This is a genomic window from Solirubrobacter ginsenosidimutans (assembly GCF_027587205.1).
In genome coordinates, this window is the sequence record NZ_JAPDOD010000044.1 from 45,849 (window position 1) to 70,285 (window position 24,437).

The following is a 24,437-nucleotide window of genomic DNA, read 5'->3' on the forward strand; positions in this document are numbered from 1 at the left end:
ATTGCCAGCAAGACCAGTATCAGTTCACGGGCGGCCTAGCGCACCCACAACTGGTCGAGCAGCGTGAACAAGGACTGATGGCTCTGGACGTTTCCGACGCGGCGCGACACATAGACGACCGACCGATGGTTCGTCAGAGGCACGGCCGGCGCCAGATCGACCAGGCGCCGGTCGGCCGCTGCCAGCGCGCTCACCGGGTCAGGGTCGCGGCCGTCGAGTGCCGCGCCGACGCTGCGAGCGAGTGGGCCGTCGCAGAACCGCGACACGTTCTCGCGCAGCCGCTCGGCCGGCGTGGCGCAGGTGAAATGGGGCGCGATGAAGTTCGCCGCGCTCACGTAGTCGCCCGACCAGCCCATGAACCCCATCTGCGCGCCGTCGTCGTAGACCGAGCCGAAGTACTCGAGGAGCGTGAGCACGTGCAGCGAGGCGCGGAACCCGAGCGCGTTCAGCAGCCCCGCGAAGTAGCGCCCGACGTCGCGCCGGAACTCCGGCACGACGACGGTGACCCGTGACCCCGCGCGCCCCGACCCCGCGATGAGCCCGCGTGCGCGGCGCAGGTCCGGTGCGCCCCACGGCGCCCGCGTATAGGGGCAATAGGGCTCGTACCCAGGTGCGACGGCAGGCACGAACTGGCACGTCGGCGCGGCCACGGCCGCGCCACCCGTGAGCCTGACGATCCGGGCGCGGTCGATCGCAAAGCTCAGCGCGCGCCGGACGTCGAGCGCGTCGAACGGCGGCCGCGAGACGTTGAGGAACATCCACTCCGTGACCGCGTTGAGCACGCTGTGCACGCGCGCGGGCGAGCCGGCCGTGAGCGCCTTCAGCCGCGCGGACGAGACGAAGCTGCTGAACGGCTCGGCGAGGACCACGAGATCGGCGTCGCCGCGGTCGACCGTGGCGATCTGCGCTTCGACACCGGCCGGCGGCGTGAACGCGACCTCGATGCGCTCCGCGAAGCCGGCCGGGCGAGCGCGCGCGCCGAAGTAGGGATTGCGGACGAGCAGCCCGCCAGTCTCGAGATCCCAGCGCGCGACGCGGTAGGGACCGGTCCCGGGCGGCACCCCGCTCGCTCCGGCGGGCACGACGTAGGCGAACGCGGTCGTGAGCTTGTGCGGGAATTCCGCGTCGGGACGCGTGAGGTGGATCGTCACCGTCCGCGCTCGCGGGTCGGACTCGATCCCCGCGGACAGGTCGCAGCGCCGCGCGCAGCCGCCGGCGCCGACGATCCCGTCGAAGTAGGGCGGATGGTTGGCCCGGGTGGCGACGAGCATCCGCTCCATCGACGCCCGGAAGTCACCGGCCCGGACCGGAGTGCCGTCCGAGTAGCGCAATCCGCGCCGGAGTGTGAAGACGTAGGTCCTACCGCCCCGAGTCGGCCGCGGGACGCTCGTGGCCAGCGCGCCGACGAGCGTGGCTCCGCTCGCCCCGCCGACGCGCCGGTAGCCGACGAGGCCGTCGTAGGCGAGCGAGCTCAGATTCCAGGTCTGCCAGCTCCACCCCTCCGGGTGCAGCCAGTCGATCGGGACCCGGATCGGCTTCGCGGTCGGCATCCGCACCCGCAACGTGCCGCCGCGATGCGTCGCCTGTGGTGCGACGCCCGCCGCCCAGACAGCGCCGCGGGCGGCCGCGATCGCCGCCGGGCAGCTTCCCACCGCGACGCGCCCGGCGACGCGCACCGTCACCGGGTCCACGCGCACGACCGTGCGGTCCTCGCCGCCCGCGACCCACACCGCACCCTCGCCCGCCGCGACCGCTGTGGGATCGCGCCCCACGCTCACGACGCCGGTGACCGCGTTGCGGGCCGGATCGATCCGCGAGAGCGTCCCGTCGTGGCGGTTGACGACCCATACCGCACCCTCGCCGACCGCGATCGCACTCGGTCCCTGGCCGACGCCGACCGTGCTGACGACCTTCCCGGAGCGGGCGTCGATCCGCGCGACGGTCCCGGTCTCCTCGCTCGCGACCCAGACCGCGCCCGCACCCGCGGCGATCGCCGTCGCGCTGGAGCCGAGCCGGACCACTTGCGTGGTGAGCTCGCGCCCGATCACGATCCGGCGGACCGCCTGGTCGACGCCGGAGGCGACCCAGAGCGCGCCGCCCGCGACAGCGACCGAGCGCGGGGCGTTGCCCGCGGCGTAGCGGGCGACGACGGCGTTGTCCTCGGGGTCGATCTGGATGACCCGGCGCCCGCTGCCGTCGGCCACCCAGACCGAGCCGAGCCCGTAGGCCAGCGCCGACGGCGCGCCGCCGACGGTGATCGCGCCGACCTGCTCGTCGTCGATGCGCGAGACCGTGCCGTCGAGCGCGTTCGCCACCCACACCGACCCGCCGCCGGCGATCGCGGCCGAGGCGCCGTGGCCGATCCGCAGCTGACGCGCGATGCGCTCGCCGTCGATCAGGCCCGCGTGGTCTTCGTCGATGCGTTCGAGGCCGCCGGGGCGAGCGACCGCGAACACGCCCAGCGCGACGAGCGGCGCCGCGGCGATCAGCGCCCAGCGACGCCGGCGCCGCCGCCGGGGCGCGACCGCCGGGCGCGGGAGGTCAAGCGAAGGGTCCTGGGCCAGGACAGCACGCTGCAGCTCCCGCAGCTCCGCGCCGGGCTCGACGCCGATGCGCTCGACCAGCAGCGCGCGCGCCTGCTGGTAGGCCGCGAGCGCCTCGGCCTGGCGCCCGGACCGGTAGAGCGCGAGAATCCGCTGCGCGTGGAAGCGCTCGCGCAGCGGCTCGGCGTCCAGCAGCCCGGCCAGCTCGGCCAGGATCTCGCGATGCCGGCCCGCGTCGAGGTCCGCGTCGACGGCCGCCTCCGCGACGCGCCAGTGCAGCTCGTCCAGCTGGCGGATCTCGGACGCGGCGAACGGCTCGTCGGCGACGTCCGCGAGCGGTGCCCCGCGCCACAGGCCGAGCGCGTCGCGCGGGCGCCCGTCGGAGAGCAGGCGCTCGGCGCGCTCGCGGTCCAGCTCGCCGTCGAGCGTCAGCTCATACCCGCGCCCGCGGGTCGCGATGTCGGCGCCGAGGCGCCGCAGTTGCGAGACGTAGTGCTGGACCATCTTCGGCGCGCTCGACGGCAGCGCCTCTCCCCACAGGCCCTCGGCCAGCCGGTCCGTGGAGACCGTTCGCCCCGCCTCCAGCGCGAGCATTGCCAGCAGCGCCCGCTGCTTGCGGGCCCCGAGCGCGAGTGGCCGGCCGTCGAGGCGAGCCTCGACCGGCCCGAGCAGGAATACGTCCATCGAGCGTCCGAGCGCGAGCCTACAGCGCGCCTCGACCACGGCTCTACCGGCGCTAGACCACGTATGAGGAGGCTGGGAGCAACCGAACCACGAGGAGGTTCCCCATGCGTCGTCTCCCGCTCATCCTGGCCGCCGCGGTCGCGCTCGCCACCGCAGCGCCCGCCCGCGCGCACGCGCTCGACATCGGCCCCGCTCCAGCCGCCGGCGAGCTCGCCGGCGATGGCTGGCAGCGCGCGTTCGACGGGCGCAACGCGCCCTACGACGGGAAATGCGCCCCGCTGGCGCCCGGCCTCTATCAGCCCTACTCCACCACGGGCGAGCCGATCGCGTGCGACCTGCCGGCGGGAGCGCGCCTGTTCATCCAGTTCGGCGCGTACTGCGCCAGCTGGGAAGGTGTCCGCGCGCCGTGGGAGCAGCGCCGCTGCGCGGTCGAGTCCGACGCGCCGATCGAAGGCCTGCGGCTCTCGGCCCGCGGGCGGTCGGTCGAGATCGACCGGCATCGGTTCGAGTTCGTCACCCGCTGGCGCTGGGTCTGGGTGCCCGAGGGCGAGCACCATGGCCTGCAAACCTTCACCGCCCACGGCCACGCCGCGATCATCGACGGCCTGCGCGACGGCGACGTCGTCACGCTCGACATCGGCTTCCCGGATGGGCCTTTCACGTTCACGGTCAACGTGCACCGCTGAGTTCGCGCGGCTCCGGCAACTACACCTAGAGAATCAGGCAGGAAGTCGTCGCGTGAGCGAACAACTTGCCGCTCTCCTCGGCGTATAGACGACCCTCGGCGGTCGCCAGCCTGCGCCCCACATGCACGACGTGGCTGTCGGCCAGCACCCGCCCCGAGTCCGCGCTCATCGCCCGCACGTAGCGGACCTGCAGGTCCGACGTCGTGTACTGCTGCCCGGCCGCCAGCGTCGTGTGCACGGCGCAGCCGAGCGAGGAATCCAGGAGCGTCGCGGCGACGCCGCCGTGGACGGACCCGATCGGGTTGTACATCCACTCGGCGGGCGTGAAGGCGAAGATCACGCGGCCCTCCTCGACGAGCGAGATCTCGAAGTCGAGCAGCTGGGCGATCGGCGGCGGCGGGAGCTCACCCGCGGCGATCTTGCGGATCGCCTCCAGGCCCGGCAGCGACGCCGCGGCCATGGCGGTCGCGAGCGGGTCCGACCACGTGAAGGTCCGGACCCGCTCGCTCTCCGTCAAAGAACTGGGTTGCGTCACGCAACCCAGCCTATAGCATCGCTTACGGCGCCGTCGTCGACAGCGACAGCGTCAACGACTTGGCGTACGCGCCGGTGCGCAGCGGCTCGGCGCCGCCGATCGACTGCTTGAACCGGATCGTCTGCGGGTCCTTGGACACCGGCCCGCTGTAGCTGTGCAGCGCCAACGGCGCGCCGCCGACCGGCGCGAACGCCCCGCTGACGGCCGCCTGGAGCGGCTGGGCGAGCGCGAACGTGCCGTTGACCAGCTTGCCCGGAGCGGTCGTGGCCGGGTCGACGATCGAGAGCGTGGCGTCGCCCGCCGTGCTCGTGATCGTCGCGCCGACGCCCGCCTCGTAGTCCTTCGCGACGCCCGGCGTGAACGCGCCCAGGGTCGGGGCGGCGCCCAGCTCGAGCGAGAGCGTGCCCGGCACCGTCGCGCCCACGCTCTGCGGCTTCACGTTGGCGAGGTCGTCGGTGACGATCTTGCCCTTGCCGGTCGGCTTGTCGATCGTGAATTGATCGTGCAGGCGGCCCGTGGCCGTCTTGGCCTTGTACGTCATGCGGTCACCCTCGACGCTGATGACCTGATAGAGCTGCGTGTTGGTGAGGATGCGCTTGACCTGGGCGCCGTTCTCGACCCAGTTGGAGTCGTCCGCGCCGTACATCTTCGGGCCGGAGACCGAGACGACGTACATGGTGCCGTTGCCGCCCTCGGTCGTCGTGCCCTGGATGACGTTGCCGCGGCCGTAGGAGTGGTCGTGGCCCTGGAGCACGAGGTCGACGCCGTACTTCTCGAGGATCGGCAGCCAGCGGTTGCGCTGCTCCGGGTTGTTGCGCGCCGGCTCGTTGGAGAACATCGGGTGGTGGAACGTCACGACGCTCCACTTGTTCGGGTTGTTCTTGAGCAGGTCCTCGAGCCACGCCGTCTGGACGTCGAGGAACTGCGTGCGGAGGTTCGACGCGACCGCCGCGGTGTTCGAGTTCATCGAGATGAACCGGACGCCCTGGAAGTCCGTGTAGAACGCCGTGCCCTTGAGCGCGTCGTAGACCGGACCCGTACCCTGCGGGCCGTTCTGCGGCCACGCGAAGTTCGTGTTCCACTGCGGCGCGACGGCGGAGCCGCTGTACTCGTGGTTGCCGGTGGTCGCGAAGGACGGCACCATGCCGTTGACCCACTCGCCCGCGTTGAACCACTCGCCCCACTGCGAGTCCGACGTGGAGCTGTCGATCAGGTCGCCGGCGTGCAGGAAGAGCTTCGTGTCCGGCGCCTCCTTGAAGGCCTGGCGCACGACGCGCGACCAGTGCTCCTGGATGTCGTTCTGCGCGTCGCCGTAGTAGACGAACGAGAACGGCTCCGCAGCGGCGGACGCCGTCTGGAACTCGTACCACTCGCTCCAGTTGGTGCCGTCGCCGAGGCGGTAGAGGTACTTCGTCTTCGCCGCCAGCCCCGTGAACCGGACCGTGTGGTAGACGGAGTCGTAGCCCAGATTGGTGGTCTGGGTGAGGTTGCGCGTCGCGAGCACGGTGCTCGCGCCGGTCTTGAACGACGGGCCCTCGCCCGACAGCGCGAGCTGCGCCTGAGCCGTCTTGACCGTCGCATCGGTACGCCACGTGACCGACTGGGAGTTCGACGGGTCGCCCTCCCACGTCAGCACGACGCGGTCGGCCAGCGTGGACGGACGGTGCTTGTCCGCCTGCGGGTACGCCGGGGTCGGCTCGTTCTGGCTCTGCGCGACGTTCCACGCTCCGGCGAACATCGCCGTCGTGAGGGCGCCGACGAGCATCGCACGGTGCGCCACGGGAGCGTGGCGCCACCTTGCTGCGTTCAACGTATTGACTCCTTGAATGAGAGTTAGATGACCGGCGCGGAGTATTTGATGAGAGTGGCGTGAGCCCGTTACGAGGTCGTGACGTCACAACTCGGTAACGAGCACCCGGCCGCTCGCTGGTTCAGTGAGCGCGCCATGAGAAGACTGGTCGCGCTGCTCGCGCTCCTCATCCCCCTCGTCGCGAGCGCGGCGACCGCCCACGCCCACGTCACCAAGCCCGGCTTCTCCGAGGTCCGCCAGCACGGCACGCACGTCAATTACGTGCTGGGGCTGGAGACCGAGCCGCTCGTCGCCGTCGCCGGCGAGTCCAAGGCGGCGATGGAGTCCTACCTGACCGGCGCGGTCCGGCTGACGGTCGACGGCGAGTCCTGCCGCACGAAGATGCGCAGCGCCGAGCCGCTCCCGCACCGCGAGACGCCGTACACGCGGATCTGGCTGGACATGGAGTGCCCGCAGGCCCAGGGCGCGTTCCGCGTCGACTACGACCTGCCGATGGAGAACGTCGTCGACTACGAGCTCGGCGGCGCCAAGGGGACATACCTCTTCGATCCCGACCACACGTCGATGACGGCGGACAGCCCGGGCTTCCCGCGCTTCGTGCACCTCGGCGTCGAGCACATCCTGCTCGGCTGGGACCACGTGCTCTTCCTCGTGATCCTGCTGCTGGGCGCATCGAGCCTGAAGAGCGTGATCAAGCTCGCTTCGGCGTTCACCGTCGCGCACAGCGTCACGCTCGCACTGGCCGTGCTCGGCGTCGTCGAGGTCCCGAGCGCGATCGTCGAGCCCCTGATCGCCGCCTCGATCGTCTATGTGGCGGTGGAGAACGTGCTCGGCGGGGAATCGCGGACCAGGCTCGCGGTCGTCTTCCTCTTCGGCCTGCTGCACGGGCTCGGCTTCGCGGGCGCGGTGACGTTCGCCGACGGGACGCCGCTCCTCGGCGCGCTGATCGGCTTCAACCTCGGCATCGAGGCGGGCCAGGCGCTGATCATCGCCGCCGTCTTCCCGCTGCTGCTCGCCGTCCGGAAGTTCAAGTGGTCCGGCTTCGCCCACGCCGCGGCCGGCTCAGCGGCCGCGGCTATGGGCTTGTTCTGGCTATCGCAGCGGGTGCTCGGCGGCTGAGCCGCTCTAGAAGCTGAGGGTCAGCTTCGAGCTGCGCTCGCCGGCGCCGTCGGAGACGACGCGGGCGGTCACGGCCAGCTTCTTCTTCTTGGCCAGCTTGGCCGTGCCGGAGGCGAGCTTGACCTTGATCGTCTTGCTCTGGCCGGCGCCGACCGTGTAGTTCGCGCGACCGAGCTCGAGCTTGGCCTTGAGGGGGCCCACCTTGATCGCGCCCGACGAGAACAGCGCCACGGAGCCCTTGCAGCCCGCGGTGCCGGCCGGGCAGGAGACCTTGACCTGAGCGACGCCCTTGGCGACCTTGGCGGTCTTGCTCAGCGACGCGGCGCCCGCGGCCGGACCCGGGTTCGGAGCGGGAGGCGGAGCCGGCGCGCCGCCGACGCTCTCGACGGTCTCGACGTCGCCCGCGACCGCGTCGAGATTGTCGACGAGGGCGGTGTCGGCGCCCGCGCCGCCGACGACGAAGTCGGCCTTGGCGTCGCGCGTGGCCAGCGTGTCGTCGCCGTCGCCGCCGTCGAGGCGGTCGTTGCCGAGCGAGCCGTCGAGGACGTCGTTGCCCGAGCCGCCGTTGACGTCGAGGTTCATCGTGACGTCCTGCGCGGTGTGCAGCGTGTCGTTGCCGCCGAACGTGTTGAGCTGCATCAGCTCGGCGCTGCCGATGCTGAGGTTGAACGGCGCGTTGGTGCGGTCGTAGCGGACGCGGCCGTTCTCGAGCTTGATGAACGAGTTGTCGTCGGCGTTGCCGAGGTCGTTCTCGATCACGTCGAAGCCGGCGTCGCCGTTCATCACGTCGTTGCCGTCGCCGTTGGTCCACACGATCGTGTCATCGCCGCCCGCGCCGTTGAGCGTGTCGTTGCCACGGTCGCCGAGGATGCGATCCGGGCCGGCGCCGGTGGTGATCGTGTCATCGCCGGGCCCGGCGTCGATGTTCATGCCGATGGCGACGCCGGCGGCGGTCGTCAGCGTGTCATTGCCCGAGAAGGACGTGAGCGTCAGCTTCTCGGTATCGATCGAATCGACCGTGAACGGCGCGTTGGTGCGGGCGAAGTGCACGGCGGCGCCGACCTGCGTGATCGCGTTGACATCGTCGGCGTTGCCCTCGGTGATCAGGGTCTCGTCGACGCCCGGGCCGGCCTGGTTGGTGTCGTTGCCGTCACCGTTGGCCCAGATCGTGACATCGTTGCCGTTGCCGCCGACGATCGTCTCGTTGCCGCGGAAGCCGGTGATCCGGTCGTTGCCGTCGCCGCCGTCGATGGTGTCGGCGACGCCGGTGCCGAGGATGATGTCATCGCCCTCGCCGCCGTTGAGCGCCGGGGAGCCGGCGAAGCTCGGCGCCTGGACGTTGATGTTGTCGTTGCCGCCGCCGCCGTTGACGACGAGGTTCGCCGTGCCGTTGGACGGGACGGTGACCTTGCCGGCGCCTGGATCGAAGTCGGTGTTGTCCTCGATGCCGACGCCCACCTGGCCGGTGACGGGGAAGTTGTGGGTGATCAGGCCGGCGCCGTTGACCGTGAGCGTGATGTTGTCGCTCGCGTTGTCGGAGTCGATCGTCAGCGTGCCGTTGGCGAACTGGGGAGTCACCGCTGCGCTGGCCGCGCCGGGGAGCGCGAGCGCCGCGACCCCCGCGGCGAGCGCCAGCGCGGCGATGCGCGGAGGAGTGGTTCGGATTCTCGGCTTCATGCCACCCAAGACGCGGGTGGCCTAGCGCCTATTCCCCGCCGAGGACCCCCCAGCGTCCCTGGCGCAGCCCCGCGAGGTGCGGTGTCACGTCGGTGCCCTGGGTGATCGCGGCGCGCACCGGGGCGACCTCGGCCTGGTACCCGAGCAGGATCGCGCCGATGATCCTGCCGTCGGAGATCACGAGCTTGCGGTACTTGGTGCCGAGGTCGTCCTCGAGCGCGATCACCTCGTCGTCGGGCGAGGACGGCTCGAAGCGGCCGATCGACGTCAGCTCGATGCCGACGACCTTCAAGATCGTCACCGGCACGATGCCCGCGTAGGTCTTCTCGCCGCCCGCGACGGTGTCCGCCGCGACCTCCGCCATCGCCACCGCGGTCGGCCACAGCCCGGGGAGCTGGCCACCGAACTCGGCCACGTCCCCCGCGGCGAGCACGTTCGGATCGTCGGTGCGCATGCGCTCGTCGACCAGCACGCCGCGCTTGACGGCCAGGCCCGCGGCCTTGGCCAGGTCGACGTTGGGCCGGATGCCGGCGGCGACGAGCAGGATGTGGGCCTCCAGCCGGCGGCCGTCGGTCAGCGTCACGCCGCGCAGGCGCCCGTTGGCGTCGACGGACTCGGCCTCGGCCTCCATCTCGAACGCGAGGCCGAGACCCTCGAGGTAGTTGCGCAGGATCTTCGCCGCGCGGGCGTCGAGCTGGCGTTTGAGCAGGCGGTTCGAGCGCTCGAGCACGACGGTCTTCAGGCCGATCTTGTGCAGCGCGTACGCGGCCTCCAGGCCGAGCAGGCCGCCGCCGGCGATCGCGGCGAAGCGGGTGGCCGGGCGCTGGGCGAAGGCCCGCAGCCCGATCGCGTCGTCGGCCGAGCGCAGGACCGCGGTGCCGGGCACGCCGAAGCCTTCGATCGGCGGGACGTGGCTGCTCGAGCCGGTGGCGAGGATCACGCGGTCGTAGCCGAGCGTCTCCCCCGTCCCGAGTTGCACCGTGCGCGCCGCGCGGTCGATCTCCAGCGCACGGGTGTTCAGCCAGGCGGTGATCCGGCGCTCCTCGTACCAGGCGTCCGGGTTCAAATAGAGCCCCTGCATCGCGCTGCGCCCGTAGACGAGCCGCGAGATGCCCATGCGGTTGTAGAGGTGGTGCGGCTCCTCGGCGATCAGGTCGATCTCGACGTCCGGGTGGCGGCGGCGCAGCTGGTCGGCCGCGGTCACGCCCGCGATGCCGTTGCCGACCACGACCACCTTCTTGAGCGAGGTGTCGAACTTGATCTCGATCTGGCTGAGGTTCGGCGTCTCGGCCTTGTCGGGCGTGAGCGCCACCTCGACCGGGCCGGACACGCGCACGCAGCACGCCATCCGCGTGTTGTCGGCGTACCCGAGCCGCCCGAGGGTCGCGAGCTCGTCGTCGGTGACGCGCGACAGGTTCTCCAGGCCGGAGCGGATCGCGACCGGATCGGCACCGCAGACGCCCATCCGGCAGCCCGCCTCGATCGTCATCCCCGCGGCCTCGGCGACCTCGAGCAGCGTCTGGCCGGGCTTGGGCGCGACGCGCGTGTTGTCGGGCACGAAGGTGACCTCGGGCGCGTTGGCGGCGCGGCGGGCGAGCGTCCGGACCCCGACGCCGGCGACCGTGCCCGCGGGCGCGGCCACCGGGCCGCTCGCGGACTCCAGGAACGGCTTCTCCTTGCGCACCGTGCGCACGAACCACGTCGCCGCCAGCGCGATCGCCGCCGCCCGCCCCACCCACGTCAGCGCCTCGGGCAGGATGCGGGTCGCGAACCAATAGAAGATGCTGAACGCGACCGCGCCGTAGAGCGACGTGATCGTGTGCGCGGAGGTCTTCCAGAACGCGATCAGCGTGGCGAAGGAGGCGATGCTGATCGCGACGGCCACCGCCATCCAGCCGAGATTCGCCGCGGCGAAGAAGCCGAAGATCAGGCCCGGGAAGGCGCCGACGAAGTACTTGCGGTAGCCGCTCCAGTAGGTGTCGCCCTCGTTGAGGTCGGCGAGGTAGGCGGCGCGCGGATTGAAGTCGTAGCAGTTCTTGACGCACCCGACGCACGGCTGGCAGTGCGCGTTGGCGACCATCAGCAGCGGCGTCTGGCCGTAGATCCGCTGCACGGGCAGCAGCGGGCAGATCGTCGAGCACCAGCCGCTCTTGCCCTTCAGGAGCATCCCGCCGGTGAACGCCGCGGTCATCGCGCCGAGCAGCAGGATCGCGCTGAATGGCCCGCTGTCGTCGAGGCCCAACCGCCGCAGCACGACGAAGCCGATGAACAGGCTGAAGGCGATCACGTAGCCGTACTCCTTCAACCACGGCGGCGCGGTCTTGGCCTTGGTGATGCCCAGCGCCCGCGGCGTCTGATTCGAGGCGGCGAGCGGGCAGATGTTGCGCCAGACGCCGGGCGCGACCAGGAAGAGCACCGGGAGCAGCGGGATGACGACCTTCCACATCACCACCAGGCCCGTGTCCGGGACGGCGATCAGCAGCGCGGCCACGCCCAGCGCGAGGACGATGCTCCCGCTCCGGATCGCCTGCCACCAGCGGATCGGCAGCCGCGACGGGATCTGGGTGTAGTTCGGGAAGCTCAGCCCGTCCACCCCGGCGTGTGATCGTCACCGGCCCGCAGGCGGGCGGACAGGATGCGCCCAAGGTCGAGCAGGATGTGGCGGGCGAGCGCGGGGTTGCGAGCGCTGAGGGACTCGAAGGCCTCGTAGCTGAGCCGCATCACCTCCCCGTCGCTCATCGCCTCGACGTCGACCGCGCGCGGCGCGCCGTCCAGGAACGCGCCTTCGCCGACCGTCGTGATCGGGTGGATCACGCCGCTCGGCGCGCGCAGCCAGCCGTCGACGAGCAGGTACAGCGCCCGGTCCTGCGTCCCGGCCCGCAGGACCTTGTCCCCGGGCCGGAAGAGCAACGTCTCGGCGTGGTCGAGCAGCATCCCCCAGTCGTCCTCGCCGCGATCATTGAGGAAGCCCGGCAGACCATGCTCGGAGTCGGGCTCCTGCTCACTCGGGTAATCGAAGAAGCCCGACATGTCGCGTCATGGGCGATCCTACGCTGGCACCGCCGGTGCGAGGGGCATTTCTCCGCTCATCCCCGCCAGGACGTCCCAGCGACCCGCCCGGAGGTTGTCGATCTGATGGGTGACATCGAAGCCGCGGGTGATCGCGGTGCGGACGGCCGCGACCTCCTTGGAGAACCCAAGGAGGATCGCGCCCACGATGCGGCCGTCCGCCACCACGAGCTTGCGGTAACGCCCGGAGGCGTCTTCGAGGGCGATCTCCTCTTCGTGCGATCCGGCCGCTTCGAAGCGGCCGATCGACGTGAGTTCGATGCCCACGACTTTGAGGATCGTGACCGGGATCACCGGGTCATAGAGCTTGCTTCCGCCGACGGCGACGTCGGCCGCGATCTCGGCCTGGGCGACCGCCGTAGGCCACAGACCGGGAACCTGGCCCTCGAACTCGGCGACGTCGCCGGCCGCGAGGATGTGCGGGTCGCCGGTCTGCATGCGGGCGTTGACGAGCACGCCGCGGTTGGTGGCCAGGCCCGCGGCTTTCGCGAGTTCGGCGTTGGGCTGGATGCCCGCCGCGACGAGCAGGATCTCGGCGTCCAGGCGGCGGCCGTCGACGAGCTCGATCGAGTCCAGCCGTCCGTGGCCGCTGACCGCCTTGGTCTCCGCGCTGGTGATGATCTCCAGGCCGAGCCCTTCGAGGTACTTCTGCAGCAGGTGCGCCGCCCGCTCGTCGAGTTGGCGCTTGAGCAGCCGGTCGGAGCGCTCGAGCACGGTCGCCCGCATCCCGAGCTGGTGCAGCGCGTACGCCGCTTCCAGGCCGAGCAGGCCGCCGCCGGCGATCGACGCCTTCTTGGTCGCGTGGCGCTGGGCGAAGTTGCGCACCCGGATCGCGTCGTCGGCCTTGCGCAGGACGCCGCTGCCGGCGAGGCCGAAGCCCTCGATCGGCGGGACGAACGCGCGCGAGCCCATCGCCAGGATCAGCTTGTCGTAGGGCAGCTTCTCGCCGGTGCCGAGGTGGACCGTGCGGTTGACGCGGTCGATCTGTAGCGCGCGGGTGTTGAGCCAGGTCTCGACGTCGCGCTCGCCGTACCACGTGTCCGGGTTCAGGTAGAGGCCCTGCATCGCGGACTTGCCGTAGACGAGGCGGGCGATGCCCATGCGGTTGTAGAGGTGGTGCGGCTCCTCGGCGATCAGGTCGATCGCCGTGACCGGGTGGCGGCGGCGGATGTGGTCCACCGCGGTCACGCCGGCGATGCCGTTGCCGATCACCACGACGTTGGCGATCGACTTGTCGTAGTTGAAGCCCTGGACCTTGCTCAGGCTGGGGACGGCCGCCTTGTCGGGCTTGAGCGCGACGGAGACGGGGCCTTCCACGCGGGCGCAGCAGGCCATGCGGGTGTTGGGGGCCAGGCCGAGGCGCTCGAGCGTCGCCTTCTCGTCGTCGGAGATGCCGCTGAGGCAGTCCATGCCGTCCTTGATCGCGACGGGATCGGCGCCGCAGATGCCCATCCGGCACCCGGACTCGATCGTCATCCCGTTGGACTCGGCGATTTCCAGCAGGCTCAGGCCCGGCTTGGCGACGACGGTCTTGTCGTCGTCGACGAAGTGGACCTCGGGCGCGCCGGAGCGCAGCGCGCGGTTGTTGGCGATCGAGCGGCTGGCGGCGCCGCCCGGCGCGACGGCGACGACCGGCGCCGCTGCCTGGGCCAGGAACGGCTTCTCCTTGCGCCAGGTGCGGACGAGCCACACGGCGGCGAGCGCGACGGCGGCGGCGCGGATCGGCCACGTGGCCGGCTCGAGCTGGCCGCCGACCTCGTAGTAGAAGATGCCGAACGCGATCGCGCCGAACGTCGACGTGATCGTGTGCGCCGAGACCTTGACGAACGTGACGGCCAGCGCGAACAGCGCGGTGCTGACCGCCATGTAGAGCAGCATTCCGAGGACGTCGTTGTCGGCGGTCTCGAAGAAGCCGAGGATCAGCCCCGGGAAGGCGCCGACGAAGAACTTGCGGTACCCGCTCCAGTAGCCGTCGGCGTCGTTGAGGTCGGCCAGGTAGGCCGCGCGCGGGTTGAAGTCGTAACAGGACTTGGCGCAGCCGACGCACGGCTGGCAGTGGTTGTTGCCGACGAGCGCGAACGGCGTCTGACCGTAGATGCGCTGGACCGGCAGCAGCGGGCAGATGCTCGAGCACCAGCCGCTCTTGCCCTTGAGCACCATGCCGCCGGCGAACGCGCCGGCCATCGCGCCGAGCAGCAGCAGCGCGCTGAGCGGGCCGTTGTCGTCGAGGCCGATCTTGCGCAGGATCACGAAGCCGACGAACGAGCCGGTGGCGATGACGTAGCCGTACTCCTTCAGCCACTTCGGCGGGTTGAGGCCCTTGGTGATGCCGAGCAGGCGCGGCGTCTGGTTGGAGGTCGCCAGCGGGCAGATGTTGCGCCAGACGCCGGGCGCGACCATGAACAGCAGCGGCAGGCTCGGGATGACGCCCTTCCACATGACCTTCAGGCCGGTGTCGGGCACGGCGATCAGCAGACCGGCGACGACGAGGGCGCCGAGCCAGACGACGGTGCGGATCGCTCGCCACGCCGTGAGGTTCAGGCGCGACGGGATCTGCGTGTAGTTGGGGAACGTGATCGCGGCCATCAGCCCGTCCACCCCGCGATCTGGTCGCTCGCGTTGCGGAAGCGGGCGGCCAGGATCGAGCTGATGTCGGTCAGGACGGCGCGGCCGAGGTCGGGGCGGCGGGCCGAGAGCGCGAGGAACGACTCATGCCCGAGGCGCAGGACCTCGGCGTCGCTCGTCGCGGTGACCGTCACCGCGCGCGGGCGGCCGTCGAGGAAGGCGACCTCCCCGAACGTGCTGACGGGAGCGACCGGCCCGCTCGGGGCGTGCAGGCGGCCGTCGACGAGCAGGTACAGCGCGCGGTCGCGCTCGCCCTGGGTCAGGACCTCCTGGCCGGCGCGAAACAGCCGCGTCTCGGTGTGCTCGAGCAGGAGCGCCCAGTCCTCGTCATTGCGGTCCTCGAGGAACCCGGGCGGGTTCTCGGTGGGGAGCTGCGCGGTGCCGGGGTATTGGAAGAAGCCGCTGGTATCCATCAGGGAGCGATCCGGGTGATCGTGTGGTCGGCGTGGTTGGCGACCCAGACGGCGCCGGCCCCGCTCGCGATCCCGAGCGGCTGCTGGCCCACGGCGATCGGCGAGCCGACGACGCGGCCGGTGGTCGGGTCGAGGCGGGTGACGCTGTTGTCGTCGTGGTTGGTGACCCACACGAAGCCGTTCCCGAAGGCCAGCTGGCGCGGGTTGTTGCCGACCTTCGTCGTGCCGAGCACGGCGCCGGTCTTGCGATCCAGGCGGGTCACGGTGCCGTCGCCGGAGTTCGCGATCCACGCCGCGTCGACGGTCTCGATCACCCCGCGCGGCTTGGACCCGACGGCGATCGGCTTGCCGATCACCTGCGCGGTCGAGGGGTCGATGCGGGTGACGGTGTCGTCCCCGTTGTTGGCCACCCACACGAACCGGCGGCCGACGAAGATGCCCGACGGCTTGGAGCCGACGCCGATCGGCGCGCCGACGATCGCCGGCGCGGCGCGGTCGATGCGGTTGACGGTGTTGTCGTTGACGTTGGCGACCCAGACGAGCTGCTTGCCGAGGCTGATCGCCTCCGGCCGGTCGCCCACGGGCACCTTCGCCGTCGGAACGATCTCGCCCGCCGCCTGGAAGCGCGACACGGCGTCCGAGCCGGCGCTCGCGAGCCACACGACGCCCTTGCCGGCGACGACGCCGTCGGGCCGCGTCCCGGCCTTGATCGGCTCGCCGACGACCTTGTTGGCCTCGGGGTCGATGACGCTCAGCGTCCCGGCCTGCTGATTGGCGACGAAGACCTGCCCGCCGCTGACCGCGACGCCGTCCGGCCCCTTCCCGACCTTGATCGTCGCCACGGCCTTCGGATCGCCGGTGGGCGGGGCGGGTGTGGCCTCGGGCGGCTGCGCCGGCGTGCCGGCCTGCGCGGTCGCGGTCGCGGTCGCCGCCACGGCGGCCTTCGCCGCGGGCTTGTCGTCGCCCCCGCCGATCACGCCACTCGCCGCCAACCCGGCCGCGGCCAGCCCGGCCACGAGGATCGTCGGCAGCGCGATCCCGATCGCGACCTTCGTCCGCCGCGACACCTCCCCACCAGAGGGGTCAGACCCCTTAACAATCGGATTTCGCGCTGAGCGGGACTTTTTGTGTTGCGTTTGTGTTGAGGGGTCTGACCCCCCCATGAGCGCGGCTTGGGCGGCGCGGGCGAGGTCGCCGGCCGATTGGTAGCGGTCGTCGGGCTCCTTGGCCATCGCCTTGGCGACGACGGCGTCGAGCGCGAGTGGGGCGTCGGGGCGGGCCTCGGTGACGACCGGGGGCGGCTCGGAGACGTGGGCGTACATCTTCGCCATGTCCGCGGGCTTGTCGTACGGGAGGCGCTTCGTGAGCGCCTGGTAGAGGACGCAGCCGAGCGAGTAGACGTCGGTGCGGGCGTCCATCGCCTCGCCGCGGATCTGTTCCGGGGCGGCGTAGTCGACTGAGCCGACGAACAGGCCGGTCTTGGTCAGGGCGTCCTGGGAGGCGTGCTTCGTGAGCCCGAAGTCGGTGAGGTAGACGTGCTCCTCGGCGCCGATCAGGACGTTGGCGGGCTTGACGTCGCGGTGGACCAGCCCGCGGGCGTGGGCGGCGTCGAGCGCCGCCGCGACCTGGGCGATGATCCGCACGGCGCGGTCGGGGGCGAGCTCCGGCTCGCGAGCGAGCAGGTTCGCGAGATCGAGGCCCTCGACGTAGCGCATGGCGATGAAGAGGTGCTCGTCGGCCTCGCCGGCCTCATAGACCGGGATCACGTTGGGGTGATCGATGGAGGCCGCGGTCTCCCATTCGCGCTTGAACCGCTCCCGGAAGGAGCGGTCGCCCGCGAAGTTGGCGGCAATGAGTTTGAGGGCGACGGGTCGCCCGAGCGCGACCTGGGTCGCTCTATAGACAATGCCCATGCCGCCACGGCCGGCTTCCGCCTCGATGCGGTAACCGGCGAAGGTGGAGCCGGGCGCGAATGTGGGGGCTGAGGTGTTGATACCCCCCAGGACGCGCGCCCCTGGGGGGTTATTCCGCCGTCGCTACGGCAGGCCGAGCTCGCGCGCGTACTTCTTGCGGTACTCGCTGCGCGCGCTCAGCACGCGGTGCACGTAGTCGCGGGTTTCCTTGAAGGGTATGTGGTCGGCGACCTTGAACTTCTCGCCCTTGGCGGCGGCGTTCGCGCGCCACTCGTCGACCTTTCCCTCGCCCGCGTTGTAGGCCGCGAGCGTGAGGATCGTGTTGCCCTTGTACTTGTCGAGCAGGTAGCGCAGATACCACGTGCCGTAGGCGATGTTGATCTGCGGCGTCGCCAGGTCGGCGCGCTCGAACTTCGTGCCGCCGGACTTGCGCGCGATGTAGTCGGCGGTGTCGGGCATCAGCTGCATGAGGCCCTTCGCGCCCGCGCGCGACGTCTGGTCGCGGAAGCGCGACTCGGTGTAGATGACCCCGGCGATCAGCGACGCGTCGACCTTCTTGGCGGCCGCCTGCTGGCGGATGACGTCCTCATGACGCAGCGGGAGCGTGATCTCCTTCACCGCGTGGTCGGCCGGGCGGACGAGGCTGAGCACCGCCACGATCACCAGCGCGAGGCCTGCCCCCAGCGCGAGCCGCCGCCGCAGCACCTGCATGCGGCGCGCCCGGGAACGACCCGACGTGCGGGCCGCGGGCCGAGATGATCGGCGTGCGGTCGCTGGAGCGCTCATGACCTATCCGAAAGCTTCGCAAGGACCCCCGACAGCTCCTGCTCAAGTTCGCGCAAACTGCCGGAGTTCTCAACAGCGTACGTCGCTCGTTGCGCTTTTTCCGCCTGTGTCAGCTGCCTGGCGGTGCGTTCGTCGAGGGCAACGTGTCCGCGGGCGCCGGCGCGAGCGGCGCGAACCGCCTCGTCGGCCACGATCGCGATCGTCGCGTCGTAGTTGCCCTCCAGGCCCGCCTCGAACAGCAGCGGGGTCTCGACGACCAGCGCCTTCGGGGCCGGGGAGCGCTGAGCTTCGGCCTCCCGCCACGCCGCCACCCGCGCGCCCACGCGCGGCCAGAGCAGGCCTTCGAGGAAGTGCCGCTCCTCGTCGTTGACGAAGGCCTTGCGGGCGATCGCGCCCCGGTCGACTCGACCGCCGGGCGCGACGTCCTCACCCCACCGCGTGATCACCAGGGCGATCACCTCGGGGTCCTCGTACAGCTCGTGGACGACCTTGTCCGACGAGATGGTGGAGGCGCCGAGGCGCTCCAGCGCGGAGAGCGCCTCGGACTTCCCTGCGCCGATGCCGCCCGTCAGGCCGACGAACGGCGGCGCAGTCACTCTTCTTCGGCCGGGGCCTCTTCAGCCGCGGGCTCGGGGGCCGCTTCGGCCTCCGGCTCGGCGGCCGCTTCCGGCTCAGGCTCCTCGGCGACGTCCGCGATCTCGGCCGTCGCGGCGACGTCGGCGTCAGCCTCGACCGGCTCGAGCGAGACGACCGGCGCGTCCTCGAGGTTGGTGATCTCCGCCGGGATGGCGGCCTCGTCGGTCGGGTCGGTCGGGTCGGCCGGGTCGGCGGCAGGCGTGTCGGCGAAGACGTCCTCGGACAGGCCCAGCTCCGGCATGTCCTCGAGGTCGCCGGCGTCGCCGGTCAGCCCTTCGGTGCGGCGCGGCAGGACCTGGCCCTCGACCCGCTTGATCGAGAGCGAGAGCCGGCGGCGCTCGGAGTCGATCTCGAGGATCTTGACCTTGACCTCATCGCCCGGCTGCACGATCTCGCGCGGGTTCTCGACGTGCTGCTGCGCGAGCTCGGAGATGTGCACGAGCCCCTCGACACCCTCGAGGATCTCGACGAACGCACCGAACGCGACCACCTTGGTCACCGCGCCCTCGAGCTCGTCACCCACGTGGTAGGTGTCGACGACCCGCTGCCACGGATCCTCCTGGGTCTGCTTGAGACCGAGGGAGATGCGCTGGCGATCGCGGTCGATGTCCAGGACCTTGACCTCGACGGTCTGGCCGATCGACAGGACCTCGCTCGGGTGGTTCACATGCGACCACGAGAGCTCGGAGATGTGGATCAGGCCGTCGATGCCATCGAGGTCCACGAACGCGCCGAAGTCGACGATGTTCGAGATCTGGCCCTCGATGATGAGGCCCGGCTGCAAGCGCTCCAGAATCGCCTGCCGCTGCTCCTTGCGCTCCTCTTCGAGCACTGCGCGGCGGCTGAGGACGACGTTGTTGCGCGACCGATTAAGCTCTATAACTTTGGTCTGGATTGTCTGACCAAGGTACTCGTCCAGGTTCGGCACACGGCGGATGTCCACCAGCGAGGCGGGCAGGAAGCCGCGCACCCCGAGGTCGACGATCAGGCCGCCCTTGACGACCTCGATCACTGCGCCGTTGACGGGCTCGCCGGACTCGGCGGCGCCCTCGATCTTGCGCCAGGCACGCTCGAAGCGAGCGCGCTTCTTGGACAGGATCAGGCGACCGTCCTGATCCTCCTTGGTGAGGACGAGAGCGTCGACCTCTTCGCCGAGCTCCACCTCCTCGTGTGGATCAACCGACTTGCGGATCGAGAGCTCGTTATTGGGGATAACCCCTTCGCTCTTGTATCCGATGTCGACCAGGACTTCGTCCTTGTCGATCCGCACGACCTTGCCCGTGACAACGTCGCCCTCTTCGAAGGGAACGATGGTGGCGTCGTAGTTGGGGACGATCTGGCCGTCGATTTCCAGGAGCATCCCGTCGGAGCCCTCGACGACGCGAGCATCCGGGATGGCAGGGGGAGTGAGCGTGGCTTCCATTAGCAGCCGGATACTGTAGCGAGAATGCCCGTACGAGCCACGAAGCGCGGGGCCGCCCGCGTGCCCTTTCCCTCCGGTATCGATGCCGATGTCCTGATCTGCGGCGCGTCGTTCGCCGGGCTGACCGTCGCCCGCGAGCTGCGATCCACGGGCGCGCGGGTTCTCGTGCTCGATCGCTACGAGATCGGAGAGCGTCAGACCTCCGCCTGCGCGGCACCCACGGAATGGCTCCGGAACTTGGGTCTTGAGGCCTCGATCCGCCAGACGTTCGACTCATTGCTGGTTCATACGCCCGCCGTCGAGCGCGCCCGCTGGCCGCTTCCGTGGAGCTTCTCCACCTTCGACTACCGCCAGCTCTGCGACCTGCTCTGGGAGCAGTCCGGCGAGGCCGAGTTCGAGACCGCCAAGGTCGAATCCCGTACAGGCAATGTGGTGCGTACGGACCGCGGCGACGTCACCGCGCCGCTGATCATCGATGCACTCGGCTGGAGACGGGTCCTGGGGCCGGGAGACAACTTCCAGCCGCCGGACGGGCCTCTGTCGCGCGGCCTGGAGGTCCACCCGTCCGGGGTCGGAGAGGACCTCGAGCTGTGGATCGACCCACGCTACGTCGACGCCGGCTACGGCTGGGCGTTCCCCGCGCGCGACGAGGTGCGCATCGGCGTCGGCTCCTTCGACCCGCACGACCCCGTCAAGCAGCCCACGCTGCGGCTGGTGGAGGACGTGGCCGCCGAGCCCCACGGCTATCAGGGCAACTGGATCCCCCACCGGATCCGCCCGGCGACCGAGGACGGCGTGTTCTTCGCGGGCGACAGCGCGGGCCATTGCCTGCCGCTGACCGCCGAGGGCATCCGGACGGCGTTCTACTTCGGCATCGCGCTCGGCCGCGAGCTGCGCGGGGTCGTCGAAGGCCGCCAGGACCGCGCGGCGGCGCTGAAGCGCTACGGGGCGTTCAGTGGGTCACACCGGTGGAAGTACGAGTCGATCTACCTCGCGCAGCAGTCGATCCGCCACCTGCACGGCCGCCCGCTGGACCAGTTGACGAAGCTCTTCACTCGCCGCAAGGTCGCGAGCTGGGCGTTCAACCACTACCTCGAGATCGCGCCCCCGCAGTTCGCGGTGCCCGCGCCGGCGGCCGCCGTTCGGGCAACGGGACGGATCGCGGCCTAGCAACGCACCGCGTATGTCCGCGTGCGGACATACGATCTGACCAGGCTTTCCCTTCCGGTATCGATCTGCTGACCATATTGCGCGCGGGCCCTTTACGGCCCCGCGCCGGTGTGGTCGTCTTGGCGCAGCGATGACGGCACCGACCACCGCAACCAGCCCGAACGCGCAGGCTCGTGGCGGCAGGACGGTGCCGACCGAGGCTTGGGATACGCGGTTCCTGAGCGTCGTCAACAACGAGCCGCGAGACCGCGAGAACGGCTTCGCCGTCCTCGTCCGCAAGGCTTCGAGCCTGCAGGCCCTGCAGGCGCTGTGCTTCGACGAGCGCTGCCACAACCGCTGTCTCACCGTTCGCTACCGCCTCAGCGGCGGGCCGGTCTTCGGGACACTGATCGCGACGTTCTTGACCGACGTCGCGACCTGGCAGAACGACAAGCTGGCTGTCGCCGGCGACATGCTGCCGGCCTATGCGGGCTCAGAGTGGCCGTCCTTGGCGGCGGGGCTGATCGCTGACGTCGTCGGGTCGGCGCAGGGCAGCGAGCAGTTGGGGCACAAGCGCGGCAACGTCACGGACGAGATCCTCGAGCGACTGATCGAACAGGCCGCGAGCTCACTGCGGCCCTCCCAGCGTCTGATCCTGTTCGCCGAGGTCACCGGCCCCACGCCGGTCGAGGAATGGAAACGCGGCCTCGAGACGCTGCTCTCGCGCCTGCCGATGCGCGTCGGGATCGTGCTCTCCGGTGCGCCCGCGGGGTTCAGCCTGCCGGCAGAGGATCCCTCGTTCCTCGAACTGGACACGATCCCCGACGCGAGCACCGGAGTGGCCGCGTATCGATACCGGGACTCCGCGCTGCAGGACGATTCGCCGGCCACGAGCGACCGGCTCGGCGTCGGGCCGTTCGCGGACTCGCTCGCTCGCCTGGTCCTCTTGCCCGAGACGGGACCGATGACGATCGGGATCCACGGCCCCTGGGGGATGGGCAAATCGTCCTTCATGGGGTTCATCGAGGAAGCCCTGGTGCGGCGGGCGCCTACGAATCACGAGAACGAGCGGAAGCTGGTGCAGCTCGACCAGGCGATCGACGAGCGCGACCGCAGCCTCGAGGATCCGGGCGAGGACCGTGACGCGGTCCAGAGACGGCGCGACGAGCTGACCGAACAGCGCTTTCGTCTGTACAAGCGGATGACCCGGGCGGCGGAGGCCGACGTCATCGCGGTCACCTTCAACGCCTGGCGGTTCGAGGACGCGACGCAGATCTGGGCCGGTCTCGCCGAGACGATCACCGGCCGCCTCGAGCACGCGCTGTCACGACCGGCGAGGCTGTGGGCGCGGCTGCGCTACGCATGGTCCAGGCGGCGAGCGCAGCTGGTCGAGGAGCTCGTGCTTCCGGGCATCTTCGCGGTCCTCGCAGTGGCCGTGCTCGCGCTCTTCGGGTACGTCCGGATCGAGTCGGTGGCCGAGACATGGGCCGAGAGCAGCGGCGTTCCGGTCGAGTGGATCGCCGCGTTGCCCGGCGCGCTCCTGCTCGCCCTGGCGGCATGGTTCGTCGCCGGGCGGGCGCGACGAGCACTGAAGCCGATCAGCGACCGGGTCGGCGAGTACCTCCAGATGCCCGACTACCGAGAGCGGATGGGCTTCCAGCACGAGGTGTTGCGAGACGTCGAGTTCTCGCGCGACTGCCTGACGCGGCGGCGACTGCGACAGCACCGGCGCCGGCCGCGGGTCGTCGTGTTCATCGACGACCTGGATCGGTGCTCGGACGAGAAGATCATCGACGCGCTCCAGGCGATCAACCTCATTCTCGGCCCGGCCGCCAGCGGGTTCTATGTATTCCTCGGGATCGACACGCGGATGGTCCAGCGCGCGATCGACCGGCGATACGGTCTGCTCACGGACGGCGCTGCGCTGGAGCATTTCGAGCCCTCCGACTTCGCGGACCGCTACCTCCGAAAGATCATCCAGCTCTCGTTCCATCTCACGTACGCCACGCCGCGCGACTACCTGCTGGAGCGGGACACGACGCCGACCCAGAACCTCGTGCGCCACTTGTTCAGTCCCGCCGCGCGCAGTTCATCGCCCCTCGCGGGGTCCGGGGAAGCCGGCGAGACCCCCGGGCGCAACGCCGCGCGGGACTCGACCACCGGTGGTCTCTCGTTCGACCGCTCCGCGGTACGCGAACCCCTCGTGCAGGTCCTGAGGGAGGTCGAGGACAGCCCCGAGGAACTCGCCGACTTCCTCGAGTTCCACTCGTACGTCGGAGACAACCCGCGGGACCTCGTCCGGCTGGTGAACGTCTACCGGCTCGCGAAGCTCCTCCTGCAACGGCCCGAGATCTCAGCCACGCGCGAAAGCCAGCGCAAGCTGATCAAGTGGCTCACGTTCTGCGCGCGGTGGCCGAGCCTGATCTACGCCGTGCTCAATGCGCCGACGGAAGGCTTGGATGACCCGATCCTCCAGGTCGCGAAGGTCGACGATCACGCGAAGGACAGTCGGGATGAGCTGTTGAAGTTCGCGGCGATCGAGCCCGTGCTCAGCGCCGAGGATCTCTCACCGACGGAGCACCTGGCCTTCGCCGCGAAGCTGACGACACAGGTCTTTCACGACCCGTTGCGGCCGCACGACGACGACGCCGGCGAAGCGAAGCCGACGTCGTCGCAGTGACGGATGGTCACTCGAACTCGGCCAGGTAGCGCTCGAAGGTGCGGAGGTGGTTCTCCTCGTCGCGGAGGATCTCGATGACCATGTCCTGGGTGGCCCAGTCGACGCCGTCGCAGGCCTCGATGATGCGGGTGTAGTGCTCGATCGCACCCGCCTCGGCCTCGATCACGCCCTTGATGACGGTCGCGACGTCGGTCGGGTCCTCGAGCGGCTGCAGGTAGGTCTGCTCGGGGGTGAAGTCCATCGAGCCGGGCGGAGTGCCGTAGAGGTCCTTGATCCGGCCGGCGAAGGCGGTGGCGTGGCCAAGCTCCTCGGCCACGTCGGCCTCGAGCGCCTCGGCGATCTCCTCCGCGCGGATCCCGTCCAGATGCTTGGAGTTGGCGAGATAGGACATCACCGTCTCCATCTCCATCCAGTACGCCCGGGTGAGTAGGGCGACGATCTCTTCTCGCTTGGCTGCGTGCTGGTCCGCGAGGATGCCCGCGGAAGCGTGTCGTGTCGTCGGCATGAGAGGGACGCTACCCCTTCTCGCCGACGACCTCACAAGCGCACCAGTGGGCGAATTGCCCTTCCGGGGAGCCCAACCAGGCCTGCAGGTCGCGCTCGAAGCGCAGCCACCGGCGGGCGCGGAAGCCGGCCTTCGGGAACTCCTCGAGCTCCTCCACGGATGTTTCGGGCGACCTCATTAGGCC

The 24,437-nt window shown here is 70.5% G+C and carries 18 protein-coding genes; 4 read left to right on the top strand and 14 right to left on the bottom strand.

The window, feature by feature from the left end; genetic code table 11:
* Positions 1–35: 35 nt before the first annotated feature.
* On the bottom strand, positions 36–3,227 hold the full coding sequence (locus tag OM076_RS33575) for an ABC transporter substrate-binding protein (protein ID WP_270044526.1): 3,192 nt from the start codon (positions 3,225–3,227) through the stop codon (positions 36–38).
* Positions 3,228–3,331: 104 nt separating this feature from the next.
* Between OM076_RS33575 and OM076_RS33580 the strand changes: the two genes are divergently transcribed.
* Positions 3,332–3,913 carry a hypothetical protein gene (locus tag OM076_RS33580; RefSeq protein ID WP_270044527.1) on the top strand — a complete coding sequence of 194 codons (582 nt, stop codon included), beginning with the start codon at positions 3,332–3,334 and terminating at the stop codon, positions 3,911–3,913.
* A gap of 25 nt (positions 3,914–3,938) precedes the next feature.
* On the opposite strand, the gene OM076_RS33585 is transcribed toward OM076_RS33580, so the two are convergent.
* Together OM076_RS33585 and OM076_RS33590 are read right to left on the bottom strand one after the other, a co-directional pair.
* Positions 3,939–4,448 (bottom strand): PaaI family thioesterase, encoded by a 510-nt coding sequence (locus OM076_RS33585; RefSeq protein ID WP_270044528.1) that lies wholly within the window; start codon positions 4,446–4,448, stop codon positions 3,939–3,941.
* Positions 4,449–4,470: 22 nt separating this feature from the next.
* Positions 4,471–6,258: a purple acid phosphatase family protein gene (locus OM076_RS33590; protein WP_270044529.1), complete on the bottom strand. Its 1,788-nt coding sequence runs from the start codon at positions 6,256–6,258 to the stop codon at positions 4,471–4,473.
* A 135-nt stretch (positions 6,259–6,393) separates the two neighbouring features.
* Between OM076_RS33590 and OM076_RS33595 the strand changes: the two genes are divergently transcribed.
* Complete coding sequence (locus OM076_RS33595) at positions 6,394–7,377, top strand: HupE/UreJ family protein (protein WP_270044530.1); 984 nt, start codon at positions 6,394–6,396, stop codon at positions 7,375–7,377.
* A 6-nt stretch (positions 7,378–7,383) separates the two neighbouring features.
* On the opposite strand, the gene OM076_RS33600 is transcribed toward OM076_RS33595, so the two are convergent.
* The 9 genes from OM076_RS33600 to rpsA all read right to left on the bottom strand — a co-directional run bounded on the left by OM076_RS33600 (position 7,384) and on the right by rpsA (position 19,856).
* Positions 7,384–9,054, bottom strand: coding sequence for a calcium-binding protein (locus tag OM076_RS33600; protein ID WP_270044531.1), 1,671 nt, complete (start codon positions 9,052–9,054; stop codon positions 7,384–7,386).
* A gap of 28 nt (positions 9,055–9,082) precedes the next feature.
* Positions 9,083–11,647, bottom strand: coding sequence for an FAD-dependent oxidoreductase (locus OM076_RS33605; RefSeq protein WP_270044532.1), 2,565 nt, complete (start codon positions 11,645–11,647; stop codon positions 9,083–9,085).
* Positions 11,635–12,084 carry a Crp/Fnr family transcriptional regulator gene (locus OM076_RS33610; protein WP_270044533.1) on the bottom strand — a complete coding sequence of 150 codons (450 nt, stop codon included), beginning with the start codon at positions 12,082–12,084 and terminating at the stop codon, positions 11,635–11,637. The genes OM076_RS33605 and OM076_RS33610 overlap by 13 nt, the downstream gene beginning before the upstream one ends.
* An 18-nt stretch (positions 12,085–12,102) precedes the next feature.
* Positions 12,103–14,721 (bottom strand): FAD-dependent oxidoreductase, encoded by a 2,619-nt coding sequence (locus tag OM076_RS33615; RefSeq protein ID WP_270044534.1) that lies wholly within the window; start codon positions 14,719–14,721, stop codon positions 12,103–12,105.
* Positions 14,709–15,161 (bottom strand): Crp/Fnr family transcriptional regulator, encoded by a 453-nt coding sequence (locus OM076_RS33620; RefSeq protein WP_270044535.1) that lies wholly within the window; start codon positions 15,159–15,161, stop codon positions 14,709–14,711. The genes OM076_RS33615 and OM076_RS33620 overlap by 13 nt, the downstream gene beginning before the upstream one ends.
* Complete coding sequence (locus OM076_RS33625; RefSeq protein ID WP_272598732.1) at positions 15,161–17,164, bottom strand: serine/threonine-protein kinase; 2,004 nt, start codon at positions 17,162–17,164, stop codon at positions 15,161–15,163. The genes OM076_RS33620 and OM076_RS33625 overlap by 1 nt, the downstream gene beginning before the upstream one ends.
* Before the next feature lie 33 nt (positions 17,165–17,197).
* Positions 17,198–17,785: a lytic transglycosylase domain-containing protein gene (locus OM076_RS33630; RefSeq protein ID WP_270044536.1), complete on the bottom strand. Its 588-nt coding sequence runs from the start codon at positions 17,783–17,785 to the stop codon at positions 17,198–17,200.
* A 71-nt stretch (positions 17,786–17,856) separates the two neighbouring features.
* Entirely contained in the window at positions 17,857–18,456 is a 600-nt protein-coding gene (gene coaE, locus OM076_RS33635; RefSeq protein ID WP_270044537.1) for a dephospho-CoA kinase, read from the bottom strand.
* Positions 18,453–19,856 carry a 30S ribosomal protein S1 gene (gene rpsA / locus OM076_RS33640; protein ID WP_443732133.1) on the bottom strand — a complete coding sequence of 468 codons (1,404 nt, stop codon included), beginning with the start codon at positions 19,854–19,856 and terminating at the stop codon, positions 18,453–18,455. Before rpsA ends, coaE begins: the two co-directional genes overlap by 4 nt.
* Before the next feature lie 87 nt (positions 19,857–19,943).
* On the opposite strand from rpsA, the gene OM076_RS33645 reads away from it, so the two are divergent.
* A complete protein-coding gene (locus OM076_RS33645) occupies positions 19,944–21,089 on the top strand; it encodes an NAD(P)/FAD-dependent oxidoreductase (RefSeq protein ID WP_270044539.1) in 1,146 nt (381 codons plus the stop codon).
* 187 nt (positions 21,090–21,276) lie between these two features.
* Entirely contained in the window at positions 21,277–23,748 is a 2,472-nt protein-coding gene (locus OM076_RS33650) for a KAP family P-loop NTPase fold protein (RefSeq protein WP_270044540.1), read from the top strand.
* Positions 23,749–23,755: 7 nt separating this feature from the next.
* On the opposite strand, the gene OM076_RS33655 is transcribed toward OM076_RS33650, so the two are convergent.
* Positions 23,756–24,253 (bottom strand): ferritin-like domain-containing protein, encoded by a 498-nt coding sequence (locus OM076_RS33655; protein ID WP_270044541.1) that lies wholly within the window; start codon positions 24,251–24,253, stop codon positions 23,756–23,758.
* Positions 24,254–24,263: 10 nt separating this feature from the next.
* Positions 24,264–24,431 carry a hypothetical protein gene (locus tag OM076_RS33660; RefSeq protein WP_270044542.1) on the bottom strand — a complete coding sequence of 56 codons (168 nt, stop codon included), beginning with the start codon at positions 24,429–24,431 and terminating at the stop codon, positions 24,264–24,266.
* Positions 24,432–24,437: the final 6 nt, after the last annotated feature.